The following is an 18,181-nucleotide window of genomic DNA, read 5'->3' as shown; positions in this document are numbered from 1 at the left end:
TACATAAATTAACAAAATAATGGAGGTGTATCTTATGAATTCGAAAGAACAAGCATACGTTGAAATCAACGAAGAAATATCCGATTTAGCATTTCGTTTTACTAAGGTGATGTTTGAAGATGATGTAAAAAGCTTTTGGGAATGTATCAGTGCAGTTGATCAATCTAGAGCGTTTGGGTTTTATACTGCTCTTCTGAAAAATGAAATTTTGAATGAAGAGGAATATAGTTTTTCAGAGTTCATCAAAGTGAATTTTATGGATACCTTCAAAACAAATTACATAAAGTTAAAAGGAGATTGTGGCATCGCTAACCACTTAAGGATTTCGGAAACTGGCATACCGATGGTTTTCATGCTTCCTAATGTGATTGCACCTCGTCACTACATTGCAGAATCACCAGAAAACGTCTTCCCGCTTTATTTAGGAGTAGATACTTCGATGAACACTAATAACGAATTGATTGGTGAGTGGAAAATTAGACTTTACGATGACGAAAATTATAAAAATATTTGAGATGTAATACTATTTGACGCTGCGGCGTCTTTTTTTGTGCCTTGCAACGAGCTGATGGGGATCGACCTAGTCGGTTCGTTGGAAAGTATAAGAGAGAGGAGGTGATGAGTTGGCCACTTTGAACGCACGTCAAAAGCGTTTCTGTGATGAATATCTGATTAGCTTGAATGCAACGGATGCTGCTAAAAAAGCAGGATACAAAGGAAACTATGTAGGACAGAATGCAGACAAGTTACTAAAGAATACTAAAATCCAATCTTATTTGGAAGAACGACTGGCGGAGAAAGAGTCTGCGCTCATCGCCAATCAGGATGACATCTTAAAGTTATTGACTCGTATCGTAATGGGAGAAGAACAAGGCACGGCTCTTGTAGGAGTAGGACAGGGAGCACAGGAAGTGGAACAGGTCCCGCCAACCAATACCGAAAAGATTCGCGCTGCTGAAATACTTGGTAAGTACTACAAACTGTTTACGGATCGTCAAGAGATTCAGTTAACCGGTGCTGTCGAGTTCATTGACGATATCTCAGGTGGCGATACGAGTTGAAGAAACAAGTTCGTTTATCTCAATTGCTGCCAAAAGCATTTCACAACAGCTGGAAAGCGGCCATAAATCCTGACATTTTAAACATCGTCGAGAAAGGTGGCCGTGGTTCCGGTAAGTCGTCTGATATTGCGATTATCATTGCTCAGTTACTCATGCGATACCCAGTCAATGCGGTAGGTATTCGTAAGATAGATAACACAATTGAACTATCGATTTTCGAACAAATGAAATGGGCTATCGAGGTATCAGGTGTAAGTCATTTATTCAAGGTCAATAAATCACCGATGCGGATTACCTACATTCCTCGTGGTAACTATATGGTATTCCGTGGAGCTCAAGAACCGGAGCGAATCAAGTCGCTCAAATCCGCTAATTTTCCGTTTGCACTCGCATGGCTCGAGGAATTGGCAGAATTCAAAACAGAAGACGAAGTGACGACCATCACCAATTCCCTGTTACGTGGGGAACTGGACGATGGTCTTTTTTATAAATTCTTTTACAGTTACAACCCGCCCAAACGCAAGCAATCCTGGGTCAATAAAAAATACGAATCAGTGTTTGTTGCTGCCAATACGTTTGTGCACCATTCAACGTATCACGACAACCCACATATCTCGAGACAGTTCATTGCAGAAGCGGAAGCAGCAAAAGCACGGAACGAATTCCGGTACCGTTGGGAATATCTCGGTGAAGCAATCGGCAGCGGCGTTGTTCCATTCAGCAATCTCACGTTCCGTCCGATCACAGACGATGAAATGGCGAAGTTCGACAACATCCGTCAAGGAATCGATTTCGGGTATGCAACGGACCCGCTCGCGTTTGTTCGTTGGCACTATGACAAGACCCGCAACCGTATTTATCTCATGGATGAATTACACGGCGTAAAGATTTCAAACCGCAAGTTAGCGGAGTGGATCATTGAGCGAGGTTATCACAGTCACGGCGTCATTGCGGATAGTGCAGAACCTAAATCAATAGCGGAGATTGAAGAACACGGTGTCAGACGCATCGAGGGCGCACGAAAAGGACCCGATAGCGTCGAGTTTGGTGAAGAATGGCTGGACGACCTGGACGAAATCATCATTGATCCAGGACGGACGCCACACACCGCAAAAGAGTTCGAGGATATTGATTACCAGACAGACAAGGACGGAAACCCGAAACCGCGCTTGGATGATAAAAACAATCACTCAATCGATTCGACGCGTTACGCGTTTGAGTGGGACATGCAACCAGAATCGAAAGCCCTAACATTCTAAGGAGGTGAGAAAGATGTCAGAAGCAACAGAATGGGAACGCGGCGCCGGCTTTCATGGGAATGGAACCGAACAAGGATATTCATTCGACATTCCCGACTACACAGAAGAAATTGTGGCATTGAAGAAAAATGAAAACCGCCAGGAAATCATCTCGAAACTAATTGAGAAGCACAAACCGCAACGCTTGCGGATGCTTATGAATTACGAGCGGTACAAGACAGACGTTTCCGGTGTACCTATCTTCCAACGCAAATTTGAACGTGAAGTCACGATTGATAACCGAATCAACAATGATTATTTTTCGGAGATTGTAGACATGAAGACAGGTTATTTTGCCGGCAAACAAGCGGCGTATAGCTATGACAAGAAGCAATCGGAGTATGAAACAGCGAACCAAATCATTTCGGATTTCCTGGAACGTAACCGGATCGCTGACGTGAACATGGAGACAACAAAATATTGTGCGATTGGTGGTTATTCCGCTCGCTTGCTCTATCTCGATTTAGAAGCAAGAGACCGCATGATGTACCTACCAGGACACCAGGTGATTCTACTGAATGAAGACGGCAACATCATTGAAACCGAATTCGCGGTCCGCTATTACGGCGAAGAAGGAAAGTACGTCATTCATTTCTATGATGGGTTGAAGCGGTACCGCTATCAGCAAGACGGCGAGAAACTGAACCTGGTCGAAGAAAAGATTCACGGTTTCAAGAAATGCCCGGTCATTGGTTACCCGAACAATGAAGAATTAATAGGCGATCCCGACAAGGTGTTGACGCTAATTGATGCGTTCGACCGTACAACGTCCGACATGAACAGCGAAATTGAAGCGTTCCGCCTGGCTTATTTATTGATCCTGGGTGCGAACGTGGACCAGACCGCAATCAAAGAAATGAAAAAAACCGGTGCTCTTAACCTACGTTCATTAAGCGGTTCAAACGCAGACGCTCGGTTCTTGGAAAAGAACTTGAATGATAATGCAGTCGAAAACCATTTGAACCGCCTACATGATGCTATCTATCGTTTCAGCGGTACGCCGGATTTAGCAGATGAAGCATTCGGCGGCAATCAAAGCGGTGAATCACTCAAATTCAAGTTGTTCGGTATGGAGACGAAATGCGCCCGCTTCGAACAAAAGTTCAAGGCAGCTGATGCCCGCATGTTTGAAGTACTCGCAACGAAATGGAAGATTGAAAACATCGAGGTTAATCCGTTCAAAGTCTTCTCGGAATTCAAACGGAACTTCCCGAAAAACTTGCTGAACGAAGCGGACGTGCTGATGAAACTAAAAGGCAGCGTGTCAGAACAAACCCGTTTAGCACAGGCCACCTTCATCGACGATGTGGAATACGAAATGCAATTGATGGAGGAAGACCGGGAAATCCAGGCGGCGTTAATGATGGACCAAATTCCACCGCAACCACCGAAAGAAGCTGATTCAGAATGAACTGGCAGAACTTTATGGATTTGATTTACAAAGAGTTGACGCGACGGGAAAGAAACACGTTACGGAAGATTCGGCGTGAGTATGAAGCCATTACGACCGCCCTTATTAAAGAAATAGGGGCGGTGTTCAGCAAGATCGAAGACGGCAATTTGTCATATACCGACATCATTTCATTTCGAAAGATGCAGCGTATACAGCAACAAGCCGTCGCACAGGCGAACCGGTTAGGGCAATTCAACCGGGAAGCCATTCAACAGCTTATGGATGATTCTTACGGCTTGTCGTATTCCTGGATGTCGTTCGGCATCGAACGGGCGATTGATAAGACGTTAGAAAAGGCAACGCCGCGAACGCCGGAACTATTGGCGCTCACACGAAAGAACCAGGTTGAGAAGTTACGACTGACCGCATCGCTTGAAAAGTCCAGGGAGAAGATCACCGCGGGCATTCAAGCGGCTATATCGACCGGATTGATGCAGGGTCAAAATTATCAGCAAATCGCAAAAGAAATTGAAACGGTGTTCACGATGGATTACAACCGCGCTTCAATGATTGCTGAAACAGAAGTACACCGCATCCGGGAACAAGGAACATTCGATTCCGCTCAAAATGCAAGCACCCAGGGCATCGAAATGGTGAAATTCTGGGTCAACATGGGCGACGAAAAGGTGAGAAAGACACGCAAGGCAAATCACCGGGTCTTACACGGACAGAAACGGGCGCTGTATCAACCGTTTGACCTGGGGAACGATGTAAAAGCTATGATGCCCGGCAATAGCGGAACACCTTACAACGATATTCGTTGCCGCTGCATCGCACGTTATGAGGTCGCTGGTATTAAATCAGTCGGCGTCGCGGACGGCGAAACGGCGGTAAAAGCACAGTTCAAACGATGGGAACAAAGCAAGGCATCATAAAAACACTTGCGGGTTGGTATGCGCGGGACGTGAAAGCAACGGTTTACGGGGCGGAAGCGGGTCGGGGTAGCAAAACGCATAAGGGAGAATGAACCATGAACATCTATCAACCATCATCACGTTTCGCATTACGATTACCCATTCAATTTTTTTCAGGAGACACAGGCGGAGCGGGTGGCGACGCTGATCCTCAAGGCAGTGGACAAGGCTACACCAATCCAGGCGACAACAAAGGCGCTAGCGGTACAGATGACCTATTCACACCGGAGCAACAGCAAGCAATCAATGCTCTAATCGAAAGCGCGAAAGATTCCGTGACTAACTCATGGAGTCACCGCACTAAGAATTTAGAAAAGACAATTGAGCAGCTGCAAAATCAAGGCAAGACAAAAGAACAGCTGAAAGAAGATGCCGAAAAGAAATTTCTAGCGGCTCAATCGGAGTTAATCAGTGACAAGGCAAAGTTTTACGCATCCCAAAAGCTGAATGAACAGAAATTGGATGCCCGCTTGCTTGATTTTGTCGTGACGACAGAAGGGGAAGACGAAGAAACCCGTCAAGCTGATATGGACGGCAAAATCAAAACCCTAACGGAAGTCATTAACGCCCTGGTAGCTGAACAAGTCCAATCGAAGTTCCAGGAAGCCGGCTACAATCCAGGTAACGGAAACACTGGTGGAAATGCTAGTGGTCCGACATCACTTCGTGACACGATCCGCAAAAACCAAATTAAAAAATAATGAAAGAAGGTACAACACATGTCAACACAACAACCGAAATTACCGCTATCACTCAACATTCAGTATTTTGCTAAACCAACATTCACACCAGATAACGTCCTCATGTCGGACGCTATGACGGGGAACGTCCCGAAAGAAACCGCCGTTCTAACGATCGGTGAAGTCGTTCAGCAATCAGCAGTCATGCAGCAAGCGGAATTCGAGGAAATGGAATCACTTGAAAAAGAATTCACGTACCTTGCGGATGGCGTCGGCGCTTACTGGGTCGATGAAGGAGAACGCATTCAGACTTCCAAACCAACATGGCTCAAAGCGACATTGCGCGCGAAGAAACTTGCAGTCATTCTTCCTGTTACAAAAGAATTCTTACGTTACAACGTCCCAACGTTCTTCGACATGATGCGCCCTAAAATCGCAGAAGCGTTTTACACGAAGTTCGACCAGGCGGCATTGTTCGGAACGAATTCACCATATGCAGCGGGTCAAAACATTCTTGCAGCTGCCGTTGCAGCAGATAATGACGTGCCGCTTGATGATTCAAAATCGCTCTACCCGCAGTTAAACGGATTGCTTGGATTGGTCGAAGATAATGAAATCGATCCAGACGGTATCGTCACGGTCCGTTCACTCAAACAGAAATTCCGCGGTGAATTGGATGCAGCAGGGCGCCCGATCTTCACAAAAGGTGACGGCACAGCACCAGACGACATCCTCGGTCTTCCGCTTTCTTACACCAACGGAAAATCGTTTGATAAAACAAAAGCGGTTGCCATGACTGGTGACTGGAATATGGCTCGATTCGGTATTCCGCAAGAAATGGAATATGACATCTCAACACAAGCGACAATTTCAACGGTTCTCGATGAAAACAACGTGCCAATCAACCTTTGGGAACGTGACATGGTTGCATTGCGCGTCACGATGTACGTTGGATTCATGGTCTTGAAAAACGAAGCGTTCGCGGTTCTCACACCAGACGTAACCCCTTAATTAACTCATTAGAAGAATGGAGGGTCATAACATGGCTGAAAAAGATGAAATGATTGTTATTGAACGTGACGGACAGGAACTAGAAGTCGATGAACGCCGATTCCGCCTGTTTTACAAGCCGCTCGGTTGGGTGCGCCAAACAGTCAAGGAATTGACGAAAGCGGAAGTCGCGGAAGAACTGAAAAAACGGGAAGTGAATTTCGACCCGAAAGCAAAGGTCGCTGATTTACGCGCATTGCTTGACGAGGAAATTGCAAAGGAAAACAAAGAAACGGGTGAATAATTATGACCCTAAATGAATTGAAAACCTTGTTGGGCGTTGAACTTGAAGACGTGTCGCAAGATGTAAGACTGGAAATCGAATTGGAAGCCGGTATAAAAGCCGCTTCCGTATATTGTGACCAGCTTGATTTCATGCAGCTGATTGACCCGATGGATGGAAAGTTAAAGCTGCCGGGTACGGTGAAGCTGGGTATCTCGGAATGGATCAAGGCGAATCAAGGAATGAGCGAGCGCGGCGGCGTCGTTGCTGAATCAATCGGCGGCATGTCTCAATCATTCGGTACCGATGAAGCGTTGATTTACGGCACCGCTTATCGGTACTGGTCACCGTATCATTCAGACATCCGGTTCTTCCGGGCGTAATGCGCGCAAGAATACGGGTGAGAGACCGAAACCGATTACCGCAAGCAATATCCGCCGCGGATTCATTTGACGGTAAACGGATTCGGGTTGGTTATTTCGGTGAAGGGTTCACGCAAATGTTGGCAGATGTACACGAATTCGGTTGTAATATTCCGGTGACTGATAAGATGCGCGGGTTCTTCCGCTATAAGTTCGGTATCAGTTTAAAGAATACGACAACCGTCATTCGTATTCCAGAACGTTCGTTCATTCGAGCGGGATGGGACCAACACGGACCGGGAATCGTTCGCAAGTACAATCAACTGATCGGTGCCGCCATCCTCAACGGTGTGTCACCAGAAGCGCTATTATCCGCGCTTGCCCTGGAAGCACAAGGCAAGCTGCAAGAATTCGCCCGTGATTTACAAGCCCCTGCAAACGTCGGCTTAACGGTTGATCAAAAAGGGTCGAGTAATCCGCTGGTCGATTCCGGCAACATGATTCAATCAATGGAACACAAGATCGAATGAGAGGGGTGACGTGATGGCTAAACGATTTCAGTTCACACGATTAATCAAGAAGTACAGAGTCCCTTTCTTCCTCGAGATTGTGGGCGAAACGTATATTGACGACCTCGGCGAGAAACAAACTGCTGAAAGCGTCTGGGTTGCCCGTTCTGGTGCGTTAGTGCCGTTGGGGGTACGTCAGATTGAACAAAGCGGCGGGACGCTCATAGAAGCCGACAGGACGTTATATTTTACCGGGGAATTCTTGGAGACAGGAACACGCATCCGGTATGGCAACAACATTTATCACGTTTTGCGCGGTGTCCCACATGAGACATACGCAGATTTCAATTCGTATACGGTTAAATATGTAAGTGCATTTGATAAGGTGGTGCCGTGATGGATTACAGAAATATTAAACGCGTCATCATCGGTCATATACGAGACAACACAGGTCGCCCGGTCATCTTGCAAGCGTCAAACGACGAGCAACCCGCTTATCCATTTTGCGCGTATACGCTCACATCCCCTTACTTGCCGAAATCATCCGCAGAATACAACGGCGAACTGATCGAAGACGTGGAAGTGGTCTTTTCGTTCACCTGGCATTCGAATGATGCAACGGAAGTACAAACCTTATCGCATGATACCGCAATGTTGTTTAAGCTGGCGCAACATCGACAGACGTTAAGTGACCAGGGAATTGTTTTTGTGAAAATCGAAGGGCTACAAAGCCGCGACACGTTTTTATCAGTGGATAACGAACGACGGTACGGAATAGACATCCGGTTCCGCGTCCGTAACATTGAGACATTCGGCGGTGAACTAATCGACACGGTAGAAATACCGCAATAAGGGAGGAACACGAATCATGGCATTAAAAGACGTTAACGTCATTATCAATCTTGCAACGCCGGCACCACTCGCGGGTCTCGGTAAACCGCTGATCCTCACGGAGAAAGTCGGGACATCATCATTCAAGGAATATTTCTCATTGGACGCCCTCGCGGTGGACTATGCAGAAGGTACAGAAACATACGCAAAAGCTAAAACGCTTTATTCGCAAGCGGGACACGCTCAATCCGTGGCAGTCGCGACGTACCAGACAGGGGCGCCGGATTCGGCACTGCTGCAATATGCAGACCGGGAATGGCATTTCGCTTTACTGACTGGTGGCATTGCGGCGGATCAATTAAAGGTAGCTCAATTCATCGACGGGCAAGACTTCAAGTTTTTTGCAGCACTCGTAAAAGACAATGCAGGACGTGAAGCACTCAAAACGTTCAAACGGACAATCGTTCTCGATCATCCAGCAGCAGGAGAACACCTGGACGCCGCGGTGGTCGGTTCCCTGGCTTCTCTTCCGGTCGGATCAATCACATGGAAGTTTAAAGGCGGTTTCGCCGGTATTACACCGCGTTATCTCGCAGAAGGTGAACTGGCTGAAATCGAACAGGACAACGCAATTGCTTACGTCAAGAAAGCGGGCAAAGGGCAATTGTCGAACGGGATTACTGGTTCTGGTGAATATATCGACGCCTTACACGGAAAAGATTTCGTGAAAGTCACGATGGAAAATGAAATTCAAACGGCATTGCAGAACGCTGATAAAGTCCCTTACGACAATCGCGGTATCGGCTTGATTGAAGGAGCGGCGACAACAGCATTGCAACGAGCGTTCACGCAAGGGATTATCGGCGTCACGGCTGACAACTTGCCGGACTACACAATCACGGCGCTTTCTCGTAATGAGGTGAATGAATCGGATCGTGCAAACCGGATTTACAAAGGGTTGTCGTTCCGCTTCGGAAATGCCGGCGCGATCCATGAAGTAGAAGTTTACGGACAAATCGAATTGTAAGAATAGGGAGGTAAGAAACAGATGACAGTTCACACTTTTGACGCACGGGAAACATCGGTCAATATTAACAATAAATTCGTTACAGGATTTGCAGAAGGTTCGTTTGTTGAGTGGGAGAAGGACGAAGACAACTTCAATTCCAAAACCGATGCAATGGGAGATACGGCGGTCGCAATCACGAACAACAACACGGGTACCATCACCCTTACGTTGTCGCAAACGTCGCCAAATCTAAAGGAATTAAAGCGTTTAGCGGAATCGCGTGCAAAGTTTCCAATCTGGGTCAAAACACCAGCGGAAAAGGTCGGTGGCACAGAAGCTATGTTTGTTAAGTCCCCATCTGGTGGATTGAGTGACGAAATCGAGGACCGCGAGTTCGAAATCCGCGTATTTGATTACACGGATCAATAAGAATAAGCACAGCGCCGGAACTTCATTGTTTCGGCGTATTTATTTTGTATAGGAGTGACTAAAAAAATGGCAACTAAAAAGGAGATCATTCAAATGTCTAAAACAGCGCAAGGATCACAGAAAACAGTAAAAATCGGTGAAGAACAAAAAGAATTCGTCTTACAACACCCAGGAGTTCGCGAGGGCGTTAAGATTCGTGACCGTGCAAAGAACATGAACGGGCAAATCGTCGAGGAAAAATTGTACGACGAATACATGAAATACGTTATCGTCGAACCGCGCGTCACATGGGATTCGGTCGAAGAACTAGGGAATTCAGACTTCAATGATCTGATGAAAGCAGCTGGGGAATTTCTTATGGGCTAAACCTTTCCCCAAATCCGTTTATCTGAAAGAGGTCGAGCGGGACAAGGCGTTCTGGTGGTTGGTAATGAGCGAGAAGTTTTCGTATACGGAAGTTTCGATGATGGACCCGCATGAACTGCGAACCGCCGCAGTCGCGCTCGAAGAATACCGAAAAGTAGAAAAAGCACATATGAAAAGCCAAAGCAAAAAATAAAGGGGGTGGCGAACGATGGCATTACGTGAGAATCAAATCATTGTCGATATTTTGGCAAATGCTGATCCATTACGGGAAATCAACCAGCGAATCAACGAGGTTACACACAACACCCACGAAATGACGAATGATATTAACCGTATGAGCGGCAACTATACACGGGGTTACCGGCGTATGGGTGATTCGACAAACTGGATGATGATGCAAACCCGCGGGATGTCGCAAGAAGCGCTGCAAATGAAATATGAAATGACCAGCGCTTTACAAGCACAACAAGCGGCGATGGTTCCGTTTAGGAATCAATTAATGAAAGCTCAATACGACATGTTCCGACTGACGCAAGCCGCTGATACATACAGCGGATCAACCAATCAATTTATGCGTGACGTTCAAAAAGCAGGATTGGCACACAAGAAAGTCACGGACGCAATGATGGCAGCCGATCACATGGCAAAGATGGGATTTATCCAGGGCGTGGGGCAAATGCTCGCACGATCTACACAAGCCAATAAAATTGCGGCTAACTTCGACCGCATGAACAATCCTTTATATCAAGTCAATAAAGGGGCGCTCGCAGTCGCAGACGGTTTAAACCGCATAGCCTTGCAGGGGCAACCCGCAGCACTGGCGTTGCAAATGCTAGGACCTACCGCAAACATGAAGCAATTGAATGAAATGACGATGATGATTTCACAAGGTCTCATGCGGATGCAGATGGTCGCAATGGCGGCGGCGATTACGTCGGCACTTTTATATTCAACCCTTCATCAAGCAGCAATGAAAAGCGTTGCCGGCTATGAGGAAGCGTTTAACCGGATGCAAAGCGCGGTTCGAAAAGCATTTGAACCGATGGTGCAAGTATTCGGCGACGTGATGAAACGCATTTATAACTTCATTACAGTAATCGCGAACATGGTCACGGCGTTCAATGAAGCACACCCAGCAACCGCGCGGATGTTGCAAGGTCTATTGATGCTCATTCCGGCGCTTACGTTAATCCTTTCCCCGCTCGCAATTGGTATTGGTCTCATTATGGGGATGAAAGCAGCGTTCGCGGCCGCTTGGATGCTGATTGGCCCACTAGTCACCGGGCTTGCTGCAATGAGCGGTACGGTTTATCTGGTCGCAGCTGCCATTGTCGGAATGGTCGCCGGATTCCGCAAGGCGTATCGCGAGAATGAAGCGTTCGCAGCAATGATCGATAACTTAACCGATAAACTCGGTGGCGGATTTATGAACGTGATGAAAATGGTCGGTTCCGCAGTCGTCACGATTTTCAGCGGACTGACAAATGCGTTTGCAGCGGTATTCAATATCCTGTTCGCGGTCATCACGAAAGTAAATGAGTTCGCCGGTGCGTTCCAACAAGCACACCCGATTTTATACCGTGTCGTTCAAGGTCTAATCGCCCTGGCAGTCGCGGCGAAAATCGTTCTGGCGTTCTTATCCTCACAAGCAGGAATGGCGCTTGCCGCTAGTTTAATGGCAACCCTCGGACCGATTCCGCTCATTATTACGGGGCTTGCTCTTTTGGGTATAGCGTTAACAGTGTTATATCAAAATAACAAGGTGTTTGCGGATGCCGTCAATTCGGCTTGGAAAAGCATTCAACAGGTCGCGCAACAAGTTTTCGGTTTCTTGGCCACTTTCCTAGCGCCAATCTTTAATACAATCGTTCAACAGGCGTCCGCGTTCGGTACCGCTATTGTCGCGGTGTTCAACGGTGATTTCAGCAAAATCGGGCAACTGTTCGTACAATTGCTTCCAACACTAATCGGGTTCTTAATGGGCGGAATTCCTGGTTTAATCATTGCCGGTTCCCGCTTCATCCCTGCAATCGCGCAGGGCATTCAGTCAAACGCTACATCGTTAGCGGGAACGATTGGAACGATCGTACAATCCATCGTCACGTTCCTGGTCACCCAGGTTCCTATTTTCATCAATCAAGGCGTTAAAATCATCACGAATTTAGTCCAGGGAATCACCCAGGCATTGCCGATGGTGGTCACCGCTTTATCGCAAATCATTTTGATGCTCGTAACAAGCATCGGGCAGTTATTGCCGGTTCTTCTACAAGCGGGGATGCAGATTTTACAGGCGTTAATCGCGGGTATCACAACGCTTTTACCGGTTTTGCTTACGACGGCCCTTAATATTTTGACCACACTGATTACCGGAATCGTCACGATGATACCGTTATTAATCCCGGTGGCCATTCAGATTATTACAACGCTGATTAATACAATCGTCACGCTGATTCCACAATTGCTGACTATGGGGATGCAGTTAATTCAACAATTGATTTCTGGAATTGCTACCGCTATACCGTTATTACTGACCGCGGCGATGCAAATTATTTTAGCGTTGGCAAATGCAATCATGGTGAATTTACCGCTTCTTTTAACGGCAGCGATGCAAATTTTAATGGCAATCATTAATGGAATCATGCAAATGTTGCCGATGTTGCTCACGACAGCGACCCAAATCATCATGCAGTTAGTCACGTCATTGACCAGCTTGTTACCTCAATTGATTACGGTTGGTATCGGCATCATCACCCAGCTTGTAACGGGAATCACGCAGATGCTACCGCAATTAATTACGATGGCAGTCAACCTTATCACCCAGCTTACAAACACGTTGATTGCGAATTTACCGCAGATTATTAATGCAGGGGTTCAAATCCTTACGTCCTTAATCAACGGCATCATTCAGATGGTTCCGCAACTAGTGGCAGCGGCGCTTCAATTAATCGTTGCACTGGTCCAGGCGCTTGTTTCGGCAGCACCGCAATTGCTTTCAGCTGGTGTCCAATTGATCCAGGCATTAATCAACGGGATTTTGCAATTGCTCGGAGCGGTCGGACAAGCCGCAATGAGTATTGGAAACAGCATCATGGACACGCTTTCCGGCATCGATTTAGCCGGAATCGGTAAGAACATCATCCGGGGTCTTATCGGTGGTATCTCGAGCATGGCTGGTTCGGTCGCTCGCACGATTGGCGACATTGCGAACACGGTCAAAGATGGGATTACCGGCATCCTGGGTATCGCTTCACCATCAAAAGTAATGATTGAGTACGGCGGATGGACGTCAGAAGGTCTCGCAATCGGGATGAATGACAACATCCGTCAAATCAGCGACATGTCTAAACAAATGGCAACCGCTGCAATTCCGCAGATGCCTAAAATGCCGGCGGTACCGATGCCAACCGCAATCCCTGCCATGCGTATGCAAAGCATGTTAACAGTCGCAGACGAAGGGTTGGGAGGCGGAACCATCGGTCCTAGTGGGACGACGAACAACAACAGAAAAACCGTCCACATCAACTTCAATCCGACGTACAACATCACAGTGAGCGGAGACAGTGACGTGGCTTCTATCAAAGAACAAATCGAACAGGCAAACGAAAGAACGTTTAGTCACTTGAACGACTTGTTCGCGCCGGAGGTGGACTATTAATGGCGAAACTCGGAAAGGTTTATTTAAACGTCATTGAGGAAGTAGTGACCGAATCGGTGCGGGTCACAGAATACCCCATCGAAAAAGGGGCGCCGATCTCGGACCACATCGAACGGACTAGCCCTAAACTATCGTTTGATGCCCAGCTATTAGGTAAAGACTATTTAGGACGTTTAGGAACGTTGCGGGATTACATGAACAACGGCACGATCATTAATTATGTGGGTCGTGCCACCGCAACCGCGGTTGTCATCACAGACGTTAACCGGGTGCATAATTCAAACTTACGAAACGGCGTTGCGTTGACGATCAACGTTCAGAAAGTCCGCTTGTCGAAAAGTCCGTGGATCAAGAAGAAAGCACAAAAGCCCATCACACGGGGCGGTAAAAAGAAACCGACAACGAAAAAGCCGCGACCGAATCCGCGTGTCTATCACCGGGTTAAAAAAGGCGATACCTACTGGGATTTAGCGCGGAAATATGGGACGACGGTTTCAAAGTTACGATTGTTCAATAAATACCCAGACAGGCGCATCCCGATTGGTGTCAGATTACGCATAAAGTAGGTGAGGAAAATGGAACTGGCAAAAGAGGTATACGACATCATCCCGATCGACAAGGAGTCGTTACCCGAACGTTTTGATATTGATTTAGGAGACGAACCGTTCACGATGCAAGCCAATTACAACGAGACGGGCGACTTCTTTACAATCGATTTATTTAAGACGGGTGATGAAGGGGAGGACGTCGATTTTATCATGGGTGAAAAGTTGGTACTTGGTCGCGCGTTATGGGCGGACGTCCCGCGCGTTGACCTTCCAGCGCCAACACTCATTCCACTGGATATAGGTATGAAAGCGAAACGGGTTTCCTTCGATAATTTCGGAGAATCCGTTTTTCTTTATATCGCGGACGGCAGCGGGGAGGATGATAACGTTGACGACGGAACGGACTGAACAATTCGGGCGCGTTAAACGGGTCTCATTCGAGAGCGCTAACTATAAAGCGACCTATTCCAATGAGGGAGACAACGGACTGGAAATTCGATTCGAAAATCCATTCGATGACGATTCGAAACCGAATGAAACAGAAATCGAAATTTACAACCTATCGAAAGACAGCATCGCAAGAATCAAACGTGGCGTGAAATGCACCCTGCAAGCGGGCTACAAAGGCGAAATAGGTGTCCTGGCTTCCGGCATCGTTTCCCGCGCTATAACAAGGCGTGACGGCGTAAATAAGATTACGACGGTTTTCATCCTGGAAGGTGATGACTATTCGCGGATCAAGGTTACGAAACGAACGGCGGACCCGGCGGAGAAATACACGTCCGGCAAAAAGAAGGGGCAGGACAAAGAACAGAAATTACAGATTGCTTTCAAGAAGGAAACGAAAGGGTCTGTCATCATCAACAAACTGATCCGCGTCCTCGGCATCAAGTTAGCAGCCAAACCCAAATTGACGCGGGACAAGGTTTATAAGAAAGGGTACGTGGTCACGGGCTTGATTCTGAACAACCTGGAAGAAGTCGTGCGGGATTGCGGTTCAATTATTTATTATCGGCGCGGTCGCCTGGTCATTCGCCCATTACGCGAAGGATTTGACGAACGGTTCACGGTGAGCGAGGAAACTGGGTTAATCGCATCACCGGAGCCATTCGACGACGAAGAGAACGACGGATACAAAATCAAAATGCTATTACAACACAGAATCACGGTCGCAAGCATCGTGAAAATCAAATCGTCAACAGCGAACGGAACATTTCGTGTCATTCGTGGGAAACATTTTGCAACATCAGACGGATTCTATACGGAAGCGGAGGTGATTTGATGTCGAAACATGCAAAGTTTTTCGATAATTTTAGTCGTTCGATTCGGCTTGGCATCCATACATCGGCACCCGCTCGCGTCATCAAGTACGATGCAGCCAACAAGGAAGCGGACATTGAATTGCTCTTTATGACCGTTTACAAGGACGGATCAACCGAACAATATCCGCTGATCGAAGGGGCGCCGGTATTGAAACACGTCGGCGCGTTAGCAAAAGATGACATCGTGTTCGTCGCCTTTTCTGAAAGAGCGCTCGACAACCTACAAAAGAAACCATTTGACCCGGACGCATCCAGGATGCACGACGTGCGAGACGCGGTTATTTTGGGGGTGATTGAGTTATGAGGACAATCAAGGTCACAAACGGCGACATCGTTATCAATAACGGCGATTTCGTGATGATTGACGAAGACGAAGAACTGGCGCAATCGGTACGAATGAACATCGAAGCGGCACAAGGCGAATGGTTTTTGGATTTGAATTACGGCATGGATCGTGAATCGATAGAAACAAAGCCATACAACGAAGAAGCGGTGCAACTGGCAATCATCGAAGCAGCAACGGCAGACGAACGAATCCAATCCGTCGAAGACCTGGTATTGACCCCGGACTTTATGACCCGCCGTTTGTCCGTCTCGATGCGATTGATTAAACAAACGGGCGAAGAAGTCGCACTGGAAGGGATTGAGTTCTGATGGATTTAGACAAAAACGGATTCAAAAAGAAGAATTACGCTGAAATCTATGAAGAAATGGACGTGAAAGCCCGTGAATTGTTCGGGGATGACATCAACACGTCGGAACGTTCACCGCTCGGCATTCTGATTCGACTGTTTGCCTGGTTCCATTCGAAGGGTTGGGAACTGGCGGAGAAGGTTTATAATTCCGGTTTCGTCGGCAAGGCGGAGGGGGTTCAGCTGGATTATTTAACACCGCTCTACAATACCCAACGTAACCCGGAACAATCGGCAGTCGTGGACCTATCGTTCACAGGGACGCCGAACTTCACGATTTTAGAAGGAACGCAATTCACGACCGTGAACGACGTTTATTTTGTACTGACACAGGACGTCAAATTGAACGCAAGCGGAGCGGGTACCGGTTCGGCAGTTGCCTTGTTCCCCGGCGCTGCCGGCAACGTCCCAGCGAACACGATTACGATTCAAGCGGAACCATCCGCGGACGTACTAACGGTAAACAACCCGCTCGGATCATCGGAAGGGCGAGACATCGAAACAGATGCAGAACTGGTCGCCCGCTTACTTGATTCGACGGCTGGTAATGGCTACGGTACGACGAATGCAATTCGCGCCGCTATTTTAGAAGTTCCTGGGGTTCGGGCGGTATCAGTCATTGAAAATAATGAAAACTTAGCGGTCGGAGGGAATGACCCGAAATCGATTCATGCGTATGTCCTGGGTGGCGACGCTCAAATGATTGCAGAAGCCATATACGAAAAGAAAGCCAGTGGCATTAAGCCACTCGGAATACAAGTCAGAACCGTATATGACGCATCGGGAAACGCTCAAACAGTCCGGTTTGATTATGCTGCGCAAGTGAACGTTTATGTCGAAGTAGACGTGACAACGAACGCCGGTTTCCCATCGAACGGCATCACCCTGGTAAAAGATGAAGTGGTGAAACTGATAGGTGGAACGGCGAGTGATGGAACTATCTACATCGGTGCGCAGATGGGCGAAGACATCATTATTTCGCAGATCACGCGAGCAGTGTTTAATATCACCGGCATTGATGATGCAAAAGTGCGGGTAGGGACCAGCGCCGCTTCACTCGGTACCGCAAACCTTGTCATTGCTGATAACCAGGTGGCACAGACAGACACGGCGAAAGTGACGGTGATTTAAATGGGTATTTTCGAAAACATGATGCGCAGCTTAACCGAATCGTACACGAAAAACCCAAATAGCAACGTCGGAAAATTGATCCTGCTCGTATCGGGTCAGATGGAAGATTTAGAGGAAACGTTGAAAAAAGTTGAAACCTGGCGAGACATTAACCAGGCAGAAGGGGCAACACTCGACCTTCTGGCGGAAAATGTGGGGCAAATGAGAGGATTGGCGACGGACGAGGTGTTGCGAATCCTTATACGCGCCCGCGTCGCCCGTAACCTATCAAATGGGACGATGGACGGCATTATCAATTCATTAGCGGTCACGCTGAACACATCGGCGGACAACATTCGAATCAAAGAATTATATGACGACCCACTGGCACCGGAGCCGGCGGCAATCGTCATTACCGGTTTACCAATCGAAGTCATCAACCAATCGGGAATGACCGCCGTTCAGTTCGGTAAAATAACGCAACGTGTCGTCGCTTCCGGTGTCCGGGTTGCCGCTATCGATTTAAGTGGTACCTTTTCTTTTTCTTCTCGATACGACGTATCAGAAACCGATACGGCGACAGGATTTGCACCAACCACGCAAGCAACGGGTGGTACATTGTCCGGTTCGTTTGATCCAGACGATGAAATTGTATTACCAATCTAAAAA

Annotated in this window: 24 protein-coding genes; all 24 read left to right on the top strand. The window is 47.4% G+C overall.

Annotated features, from left to right (window positions below; genetic code table 11):
• Positions 1-34: 34 nt before the first annotated feature.
• The 24 genes from ACP26N_RS09580 to ACP26N_RS09465 all read left to right on the top strand — a co-directional run bounded on the left by ACP26N_RS09580 (position 35) and on the right by ACP26N_RS09465 (position 18,178).
• Positions 35-514 carry a hypothetical protein gene (locus ACP26N_RS09580; protein ID WP_426353686.1) on the top strand — a complete coding sequence of 160 codons (480 nt, stop codon included), beginning with the start codon at positions 35-37 and terminating at the stop codon, positions 512-514.
• Positions 515-623: 109 nt separating this feature from the next.
• Positions 624-1,061: a terminase small subunit gene (locus tag ACP26N_RS09575; RefSeq protein WP_426353684.1), complete on the top strand. Its 438-nt coding sequence runs from the start codon at positions 624-626 to the stop codon at positions 1,059-1,061.
• Positions 1,058-2,320, top strand: a complete 1,263-nt coding sequence (locus ACP26N_RS09570) for a PBSX family phage terminase large subunit (protein WP_426353682.1) — start codon at positions 1,058-1,060, stop codon at positions 2,318-2,320. Before ACP26N_RS09575 ends, ACP26N_RS09570 begins: the two co-directional genes overlap by 4 nt.
• 13 nt (positions 2,321-2,333) lie before the next feature.
• Positions 2,334-3,770, top strand: coding sequence for a phage portal protein (locus ACP26N_RS09565; protein WP_426353680.1), 1,437 nt, complete (start codon positions 2,334-2,336; stop codon positions 3,768-3,770).
• Complete coding sequence (locus tag ACP26N_RS09560; protein ID WP_426353679.1) at positions 3,767-4,687, top strand: phage minor head protein; 921 nt, start codon at positions 3,767-3,769, stop codon at positions 4,685-4,687. The genes ACP26N_RS09565 and ACP26N_RS09560 overlap by 4 nt, the downstream gene beginning before the upstream one ends.
• Before the next feature lie 95 nt (positions 4,688-4,782).
• Complete coding sequence (locus ACP26N_RS09555; protein ID WP_426353677.1) at positions 4,783-5,427, top strand: hypothetical protein; 645 nt, start codon at positions 4,783-4,785, stop codon at positions 5,425-5,427.
• Between the two features lie 18 nt (positions 5,428-5,445).
• Positions 5,446-6,417, top strand: a complete 972-nt coding sequence (locus tag ACP26N_RS09550) for a phage major capsid protein (protein WP_426353676.1) — start codon at positions 5,446-5,448, stop codon at positions 6,415-6,417.
• A 31-nt stretch (positions 6,418-6,448) separates the two neighbouring features.
• Positions 6,449-6,700 carry a hypothetical protein gene (locus tag ACP26N_RS09545; protein ID WP_426353674.1) on the top strand — a complete coding sequence of 84 codons (252 nt, stop codon included), beginning with the start codon at positions 6,449-6,451 and terminating at the stop codon, positions 6,698-6,700.
• Between the two features lie 2 nt (positions 6,701-6,702).
• Complete coding sequence (locus tag ACP26N_RS09540) at positions 6,703-7,062, top strand: phage head-tail connector protein (RefSeq protein ID WP_426353672.1); 360 nt, start codon at positions 6,703-6,705, stop codon at positions 7,060-7,062.
• A 17-nt stretch (positions 7,063-7,079) separates the two neighbouring features.
• Positions 7,080-7,571: a hypothetical protein gene (locus ACP26N_RS09535; protein WP_426353670.1), complete on the top strand. Its 492-nt coding sequence runs from the start codon at positions 7,080-7,082 to the stop codon at positions 7,569-7,571.
• A 13-nt stretch (positions 7,572-7,584) separates the two neighbouring features.
• Positions 7,585-7,947 (top strand): hypothetical protein, encoded by a 363-nt coding sequence (locus ACP26N_RS09530; protein WP_426353669.1) that lies wholly within the window; start codon positions 7,585-7,587, stop codon positions 7,945-7,947.
• Positions 7,947-8,402, top strand: a complete 456-nt coding sequence (locus ACP26N_RS09525) for a phage neck terminator protein (RefSeq protein ID WP_426353667.1) — start codon at positions 7,947-7,949, stop codon at positions 8,400-8,402. The genes ACP26N_RS09530 and ACP26N_RS09525 overlap by 1 nt, the downstream gene beginning before the upstream one ends.
• A gap of 16 nt (positions 8,403-8,418) precedes the next feature.
• Entirely contained in the window at positions 8,419-9,408 is a 990-nt protein-coding gene (locus ACP26N_RS09520) for a DUF3383 family protein (protein ID WP_426353665.1), read from the top strand.
• Between the two features lie 21 nt (positions 9,409-9,429).
• The gene (locus tag ACP26N_RS09515; protein WP_426353664.1) at positions 9,430-9,819 is read left to right on the top strand and encodes a phage structural protein; all 390 of its coding nucleotides are present in this window, start codon (positions 9,430-9,432) and stop codon (positions 9,817-9,819) included.
• Positions 9,820-9,912: 93 nt separating this feature from the next.
• The gene (locus tag ACP26N_RS09510) at positions 9,913-10,185 is read left to right on the top strand and encodes a hypothetical protein (RefSeq protein WP_426353662.1); all 273 of its coding nucleotides are present in this window, start codon (positions 9,913-9,915) and stop codon (positions 10,183-10,185) included.
• 64 nt (positions 10,186-10,249) lie between these two features.
• A complete protein-coding gene (locus tag ACP26N_RS09505; RefSeq protein ID WP_426353660.1) occupies positions 10,250-10,378 on the top strand; it encodes a hypothetical protein in 129 nt (42 codons plus the stop codon).
• A gap of 15 nt (positions 10,379-10,393) precedes the next feature.
• The gene (locus ACP26N_RS09500) at positions 10,394-13,840 is read left to right on the top strand and encodes a phage tail protein (protein ID WP_426353658.1); all 3,447 of its coding nucleotides are present in this window, start codon (positions 10,394-10,396) and stop codon (positions 13,838-13,840) included.
• Positions 13,840-14,406, top strand: a complete 567-nt coding sequence (locus ACP26N_RS09495; RefSeq protein ID WP_426353656.1) for a LysM peptidoglycan-binding domain-containing protein — start codon at positions 13,840-13,842, stop codon at positions 14,404-14,406. Before ACP26N_RS09500 ends, ACP26N_RS09495 begins: the two co-directional genes overlap by 1 nt.
• A 9-nt stretch (positions 14,407-14,415) precedes the next feature.
• A complete protein-coding gene (locus tag ACP26N_RS09490; RefSeq protein WP_426353655.1) occupies positions 14,416-14,796 on the top strand; it encodes a phage baseplate plug family protein in 381 nt (126 codons plus the stop codon).
• Positions 14,777-15,670 (top strand): phage protein, encoded by an 894-nt coding sequence (locus ACP26N_RS09485; RefSeq protein WP_426353653.1) that lies wholly within the window; start codon positions 14,777-14,779, stop codon positions 15,668-15,670. The genes ACP26N_RS09490 and ACP26N_RS09485 overlap by 20 nt, the downstream gene beginning before the upstream one ends.
• The gene (locus tag ACP26N_RS09480; RefSeq protein ID WP_426353651.1) at positions 15,670-16,014 is read left to right on the top strand and encodes a Gp138 family membrane-puncturing spike protein; all 345 of its coding nucleotides are present in this window, start codon (positions 15,670-15,672) and stop codon (positions 16,012-16,014) included. The genes ACP26N_RS09485 and ACP26N_RS09480 overlap by 1 nt, the downstream gene beginning before the upstream one ends.
• Entirely contained in the window at positions 16,011-16,364 is a 354-nt protein-coding gene (locus ACP26N_RS09475; protein WP_426353649.1) for a DUF2634 domain-containing protein, read from the top strand. The genes ACP26N_RS09480 and ACP26N_RS09475 overlap by 4 nt, the downstream gene beginning before the upstream one ends.
• The gene (locus ACP26N_RS09470; protein WP_426353647.1) at positions 16,364-17,533 is read left to right on the top strand and encodes a baseplate J/gp47 family protein; all 1,170 of its coding nucleotides are present in this window, start codon (positions 16,364-16,366) and stop codon (positions 17,531-17,533) included. The genes ACP26N_RS09475 and ACP26N_RS09470 overlap by 1 nt, the downstream gene beginning before the upstream one ends.
• On the top strand, positions 17,534-18,178 hold the full coding sequence (locus ACP26N_RS09465; protein ID WP_426353645.1) for a hypothetical protein: 645 nt from the start codon (positions 17,534-17,536) through the stop codon (positions 18,176-18,178).
• Positions 18,179-18,181: the final 3 nt, after the last annotated feature.

Source organism: Exiguobacterium sp. R-39, assembly GCF_049942815.1.
GTDB lineage: Bacteria > Bacillota > Bacilli > Exiguobacteriales > Exiguobacteriaceae > Exiguobacterium_A.
This window is presented reverse-complemented; position numbering and strand designations above follow the sequence as displayed.

Coding starts and splice junctions, on each gene's coding strand:
- ACP26N_RS09580 (WP_426353686.1), top strand. CDS start 35: ATGAATTCGAAAGAACAAGCATACGTTGAAATCAACGAAGAAATATCC.
- ACP26N_RS09565 (WP_426353680.1), top strand. CDS start 2,334: ATGTCAGAAGCAACAGAATGGGAACGCGGCGCCGGCTTTCATGGGAAT.
- ACP26N_RS09560 (WP_426353679.1), top strand. CDS start 3,767: ATGAACTGGCAGAACTTTATGGATTTGATTTACAAAGAGTTGACGCGA.
- ACP26N_RS09555 (WP_426353677.1), top strand. CDS start 4,783: ATGAACATCTATCAACCATCATCACGTTTCGCATTACGATTACCCATT.
- ACP26N_RS09550 (WP_426353676.1), top strand. CDS start 5,446: ATGTCAACACAACAACCGAAATTACCGCTATCACTCAACATTCAGTAT.
- ACP26N_RS09545 (WP_426353674.1), top strand. CDS start 6,449: ATGGCTGAAAAAGATGAAATGATTGTTATTGAACGTGACGGACAGGAA.
- ACP26N_RS09540 (WP_426353672.1), top strand. CDS start 6,703: ATGACCCTAAATGAATTGAAAACCTTGTTGGGCGTTGAACTTGAAGAC.
- ACP26N_RS09530 (WP_426353669.1), top strand. CDS start 7,585: ATGGCTAAACGATTTCAGTTCACACGATTAATCAAGAAGTACAGAGTC.
- ACP26N_RS09525 (WP_426353667.1), top strand. CDS start 7,947: ATGGATTACAGAAATATTAAACGCGTCATCATCGGTCATATACGAGAC.
- ACP26N_RS09520 (WP_426353665.1), top strand. CDS start 8,419: ATGGCATTAAAAGACGTTAACGTCATTATCAATCTTGCAACGCCGGCA.
- ACP26N_RS09515 (WP_426353664.1), top strand. CDS start 9,430: ATGACAGTTCACACTTTTGACGCACGGGAAACATCGGTCAATATTAAC.
- ACP26N_RS09510 (WP_426353662.1), top strand. CDS start 9,913: ATGTCTAAAACAGCGCAAGGATCACAGAAAACAGTAAAAATCGGTGAA.
- ACP26N_RS09505 (WP_426353660.1), top strand. CDS start 10,250: ATGAGCGAGAAGTTTTCGTATACGGAAGTTTCGATGATGGACCCGCAT.
- ACP26N_RS09500 (WP_426353658.1), top strand. CDS start 10,394: ATGGCATTACGTGAGAATCAAATCATTGTCGATATTTTGGCAAATGCT.
- ACP26N_RS09495 (WP_426353656.1), top strand. CDS start 13,840: ATGGCGAAACTCGGAAAGGTTTATTTAAACGTCATTGAGGAAGTAGTG.
- ACP26N_RS09490 (WP_426353655.1), top strand. CDS start 14,416: ATGGAACTGGCAAAAGAGGTATACGACATCATCCCGATCGACAAGGAG.
- ACP26N_RS09480 (WP_426353651.1), top strand. CDS start 15,670: ATGTCGAAACATGCAAAGTTTTTCGATAATTTTAGTCGTTCGATTCGG.
- ACP26N_RS09475 (WP_426353649.1), top strand. CDS start 16,011: ATGAGGACAATCAAGGTCACAAACGGCGACATCGTTATCAATAACGGC.
- ACP26N_RS09470 (WP_426353647.1), top strand. CDS start 16,364: ATGGATTTAGACAAAAACGGATTCAAAAAGAAGAATTACGCTGAAATC.
- ACP26N_RS09465 (WP_426353645.1), top strand. CDS start 17,534: ATGGGTATTTTCGAAAACATGATGCGCAGCTTAACCGAATCGTACACG.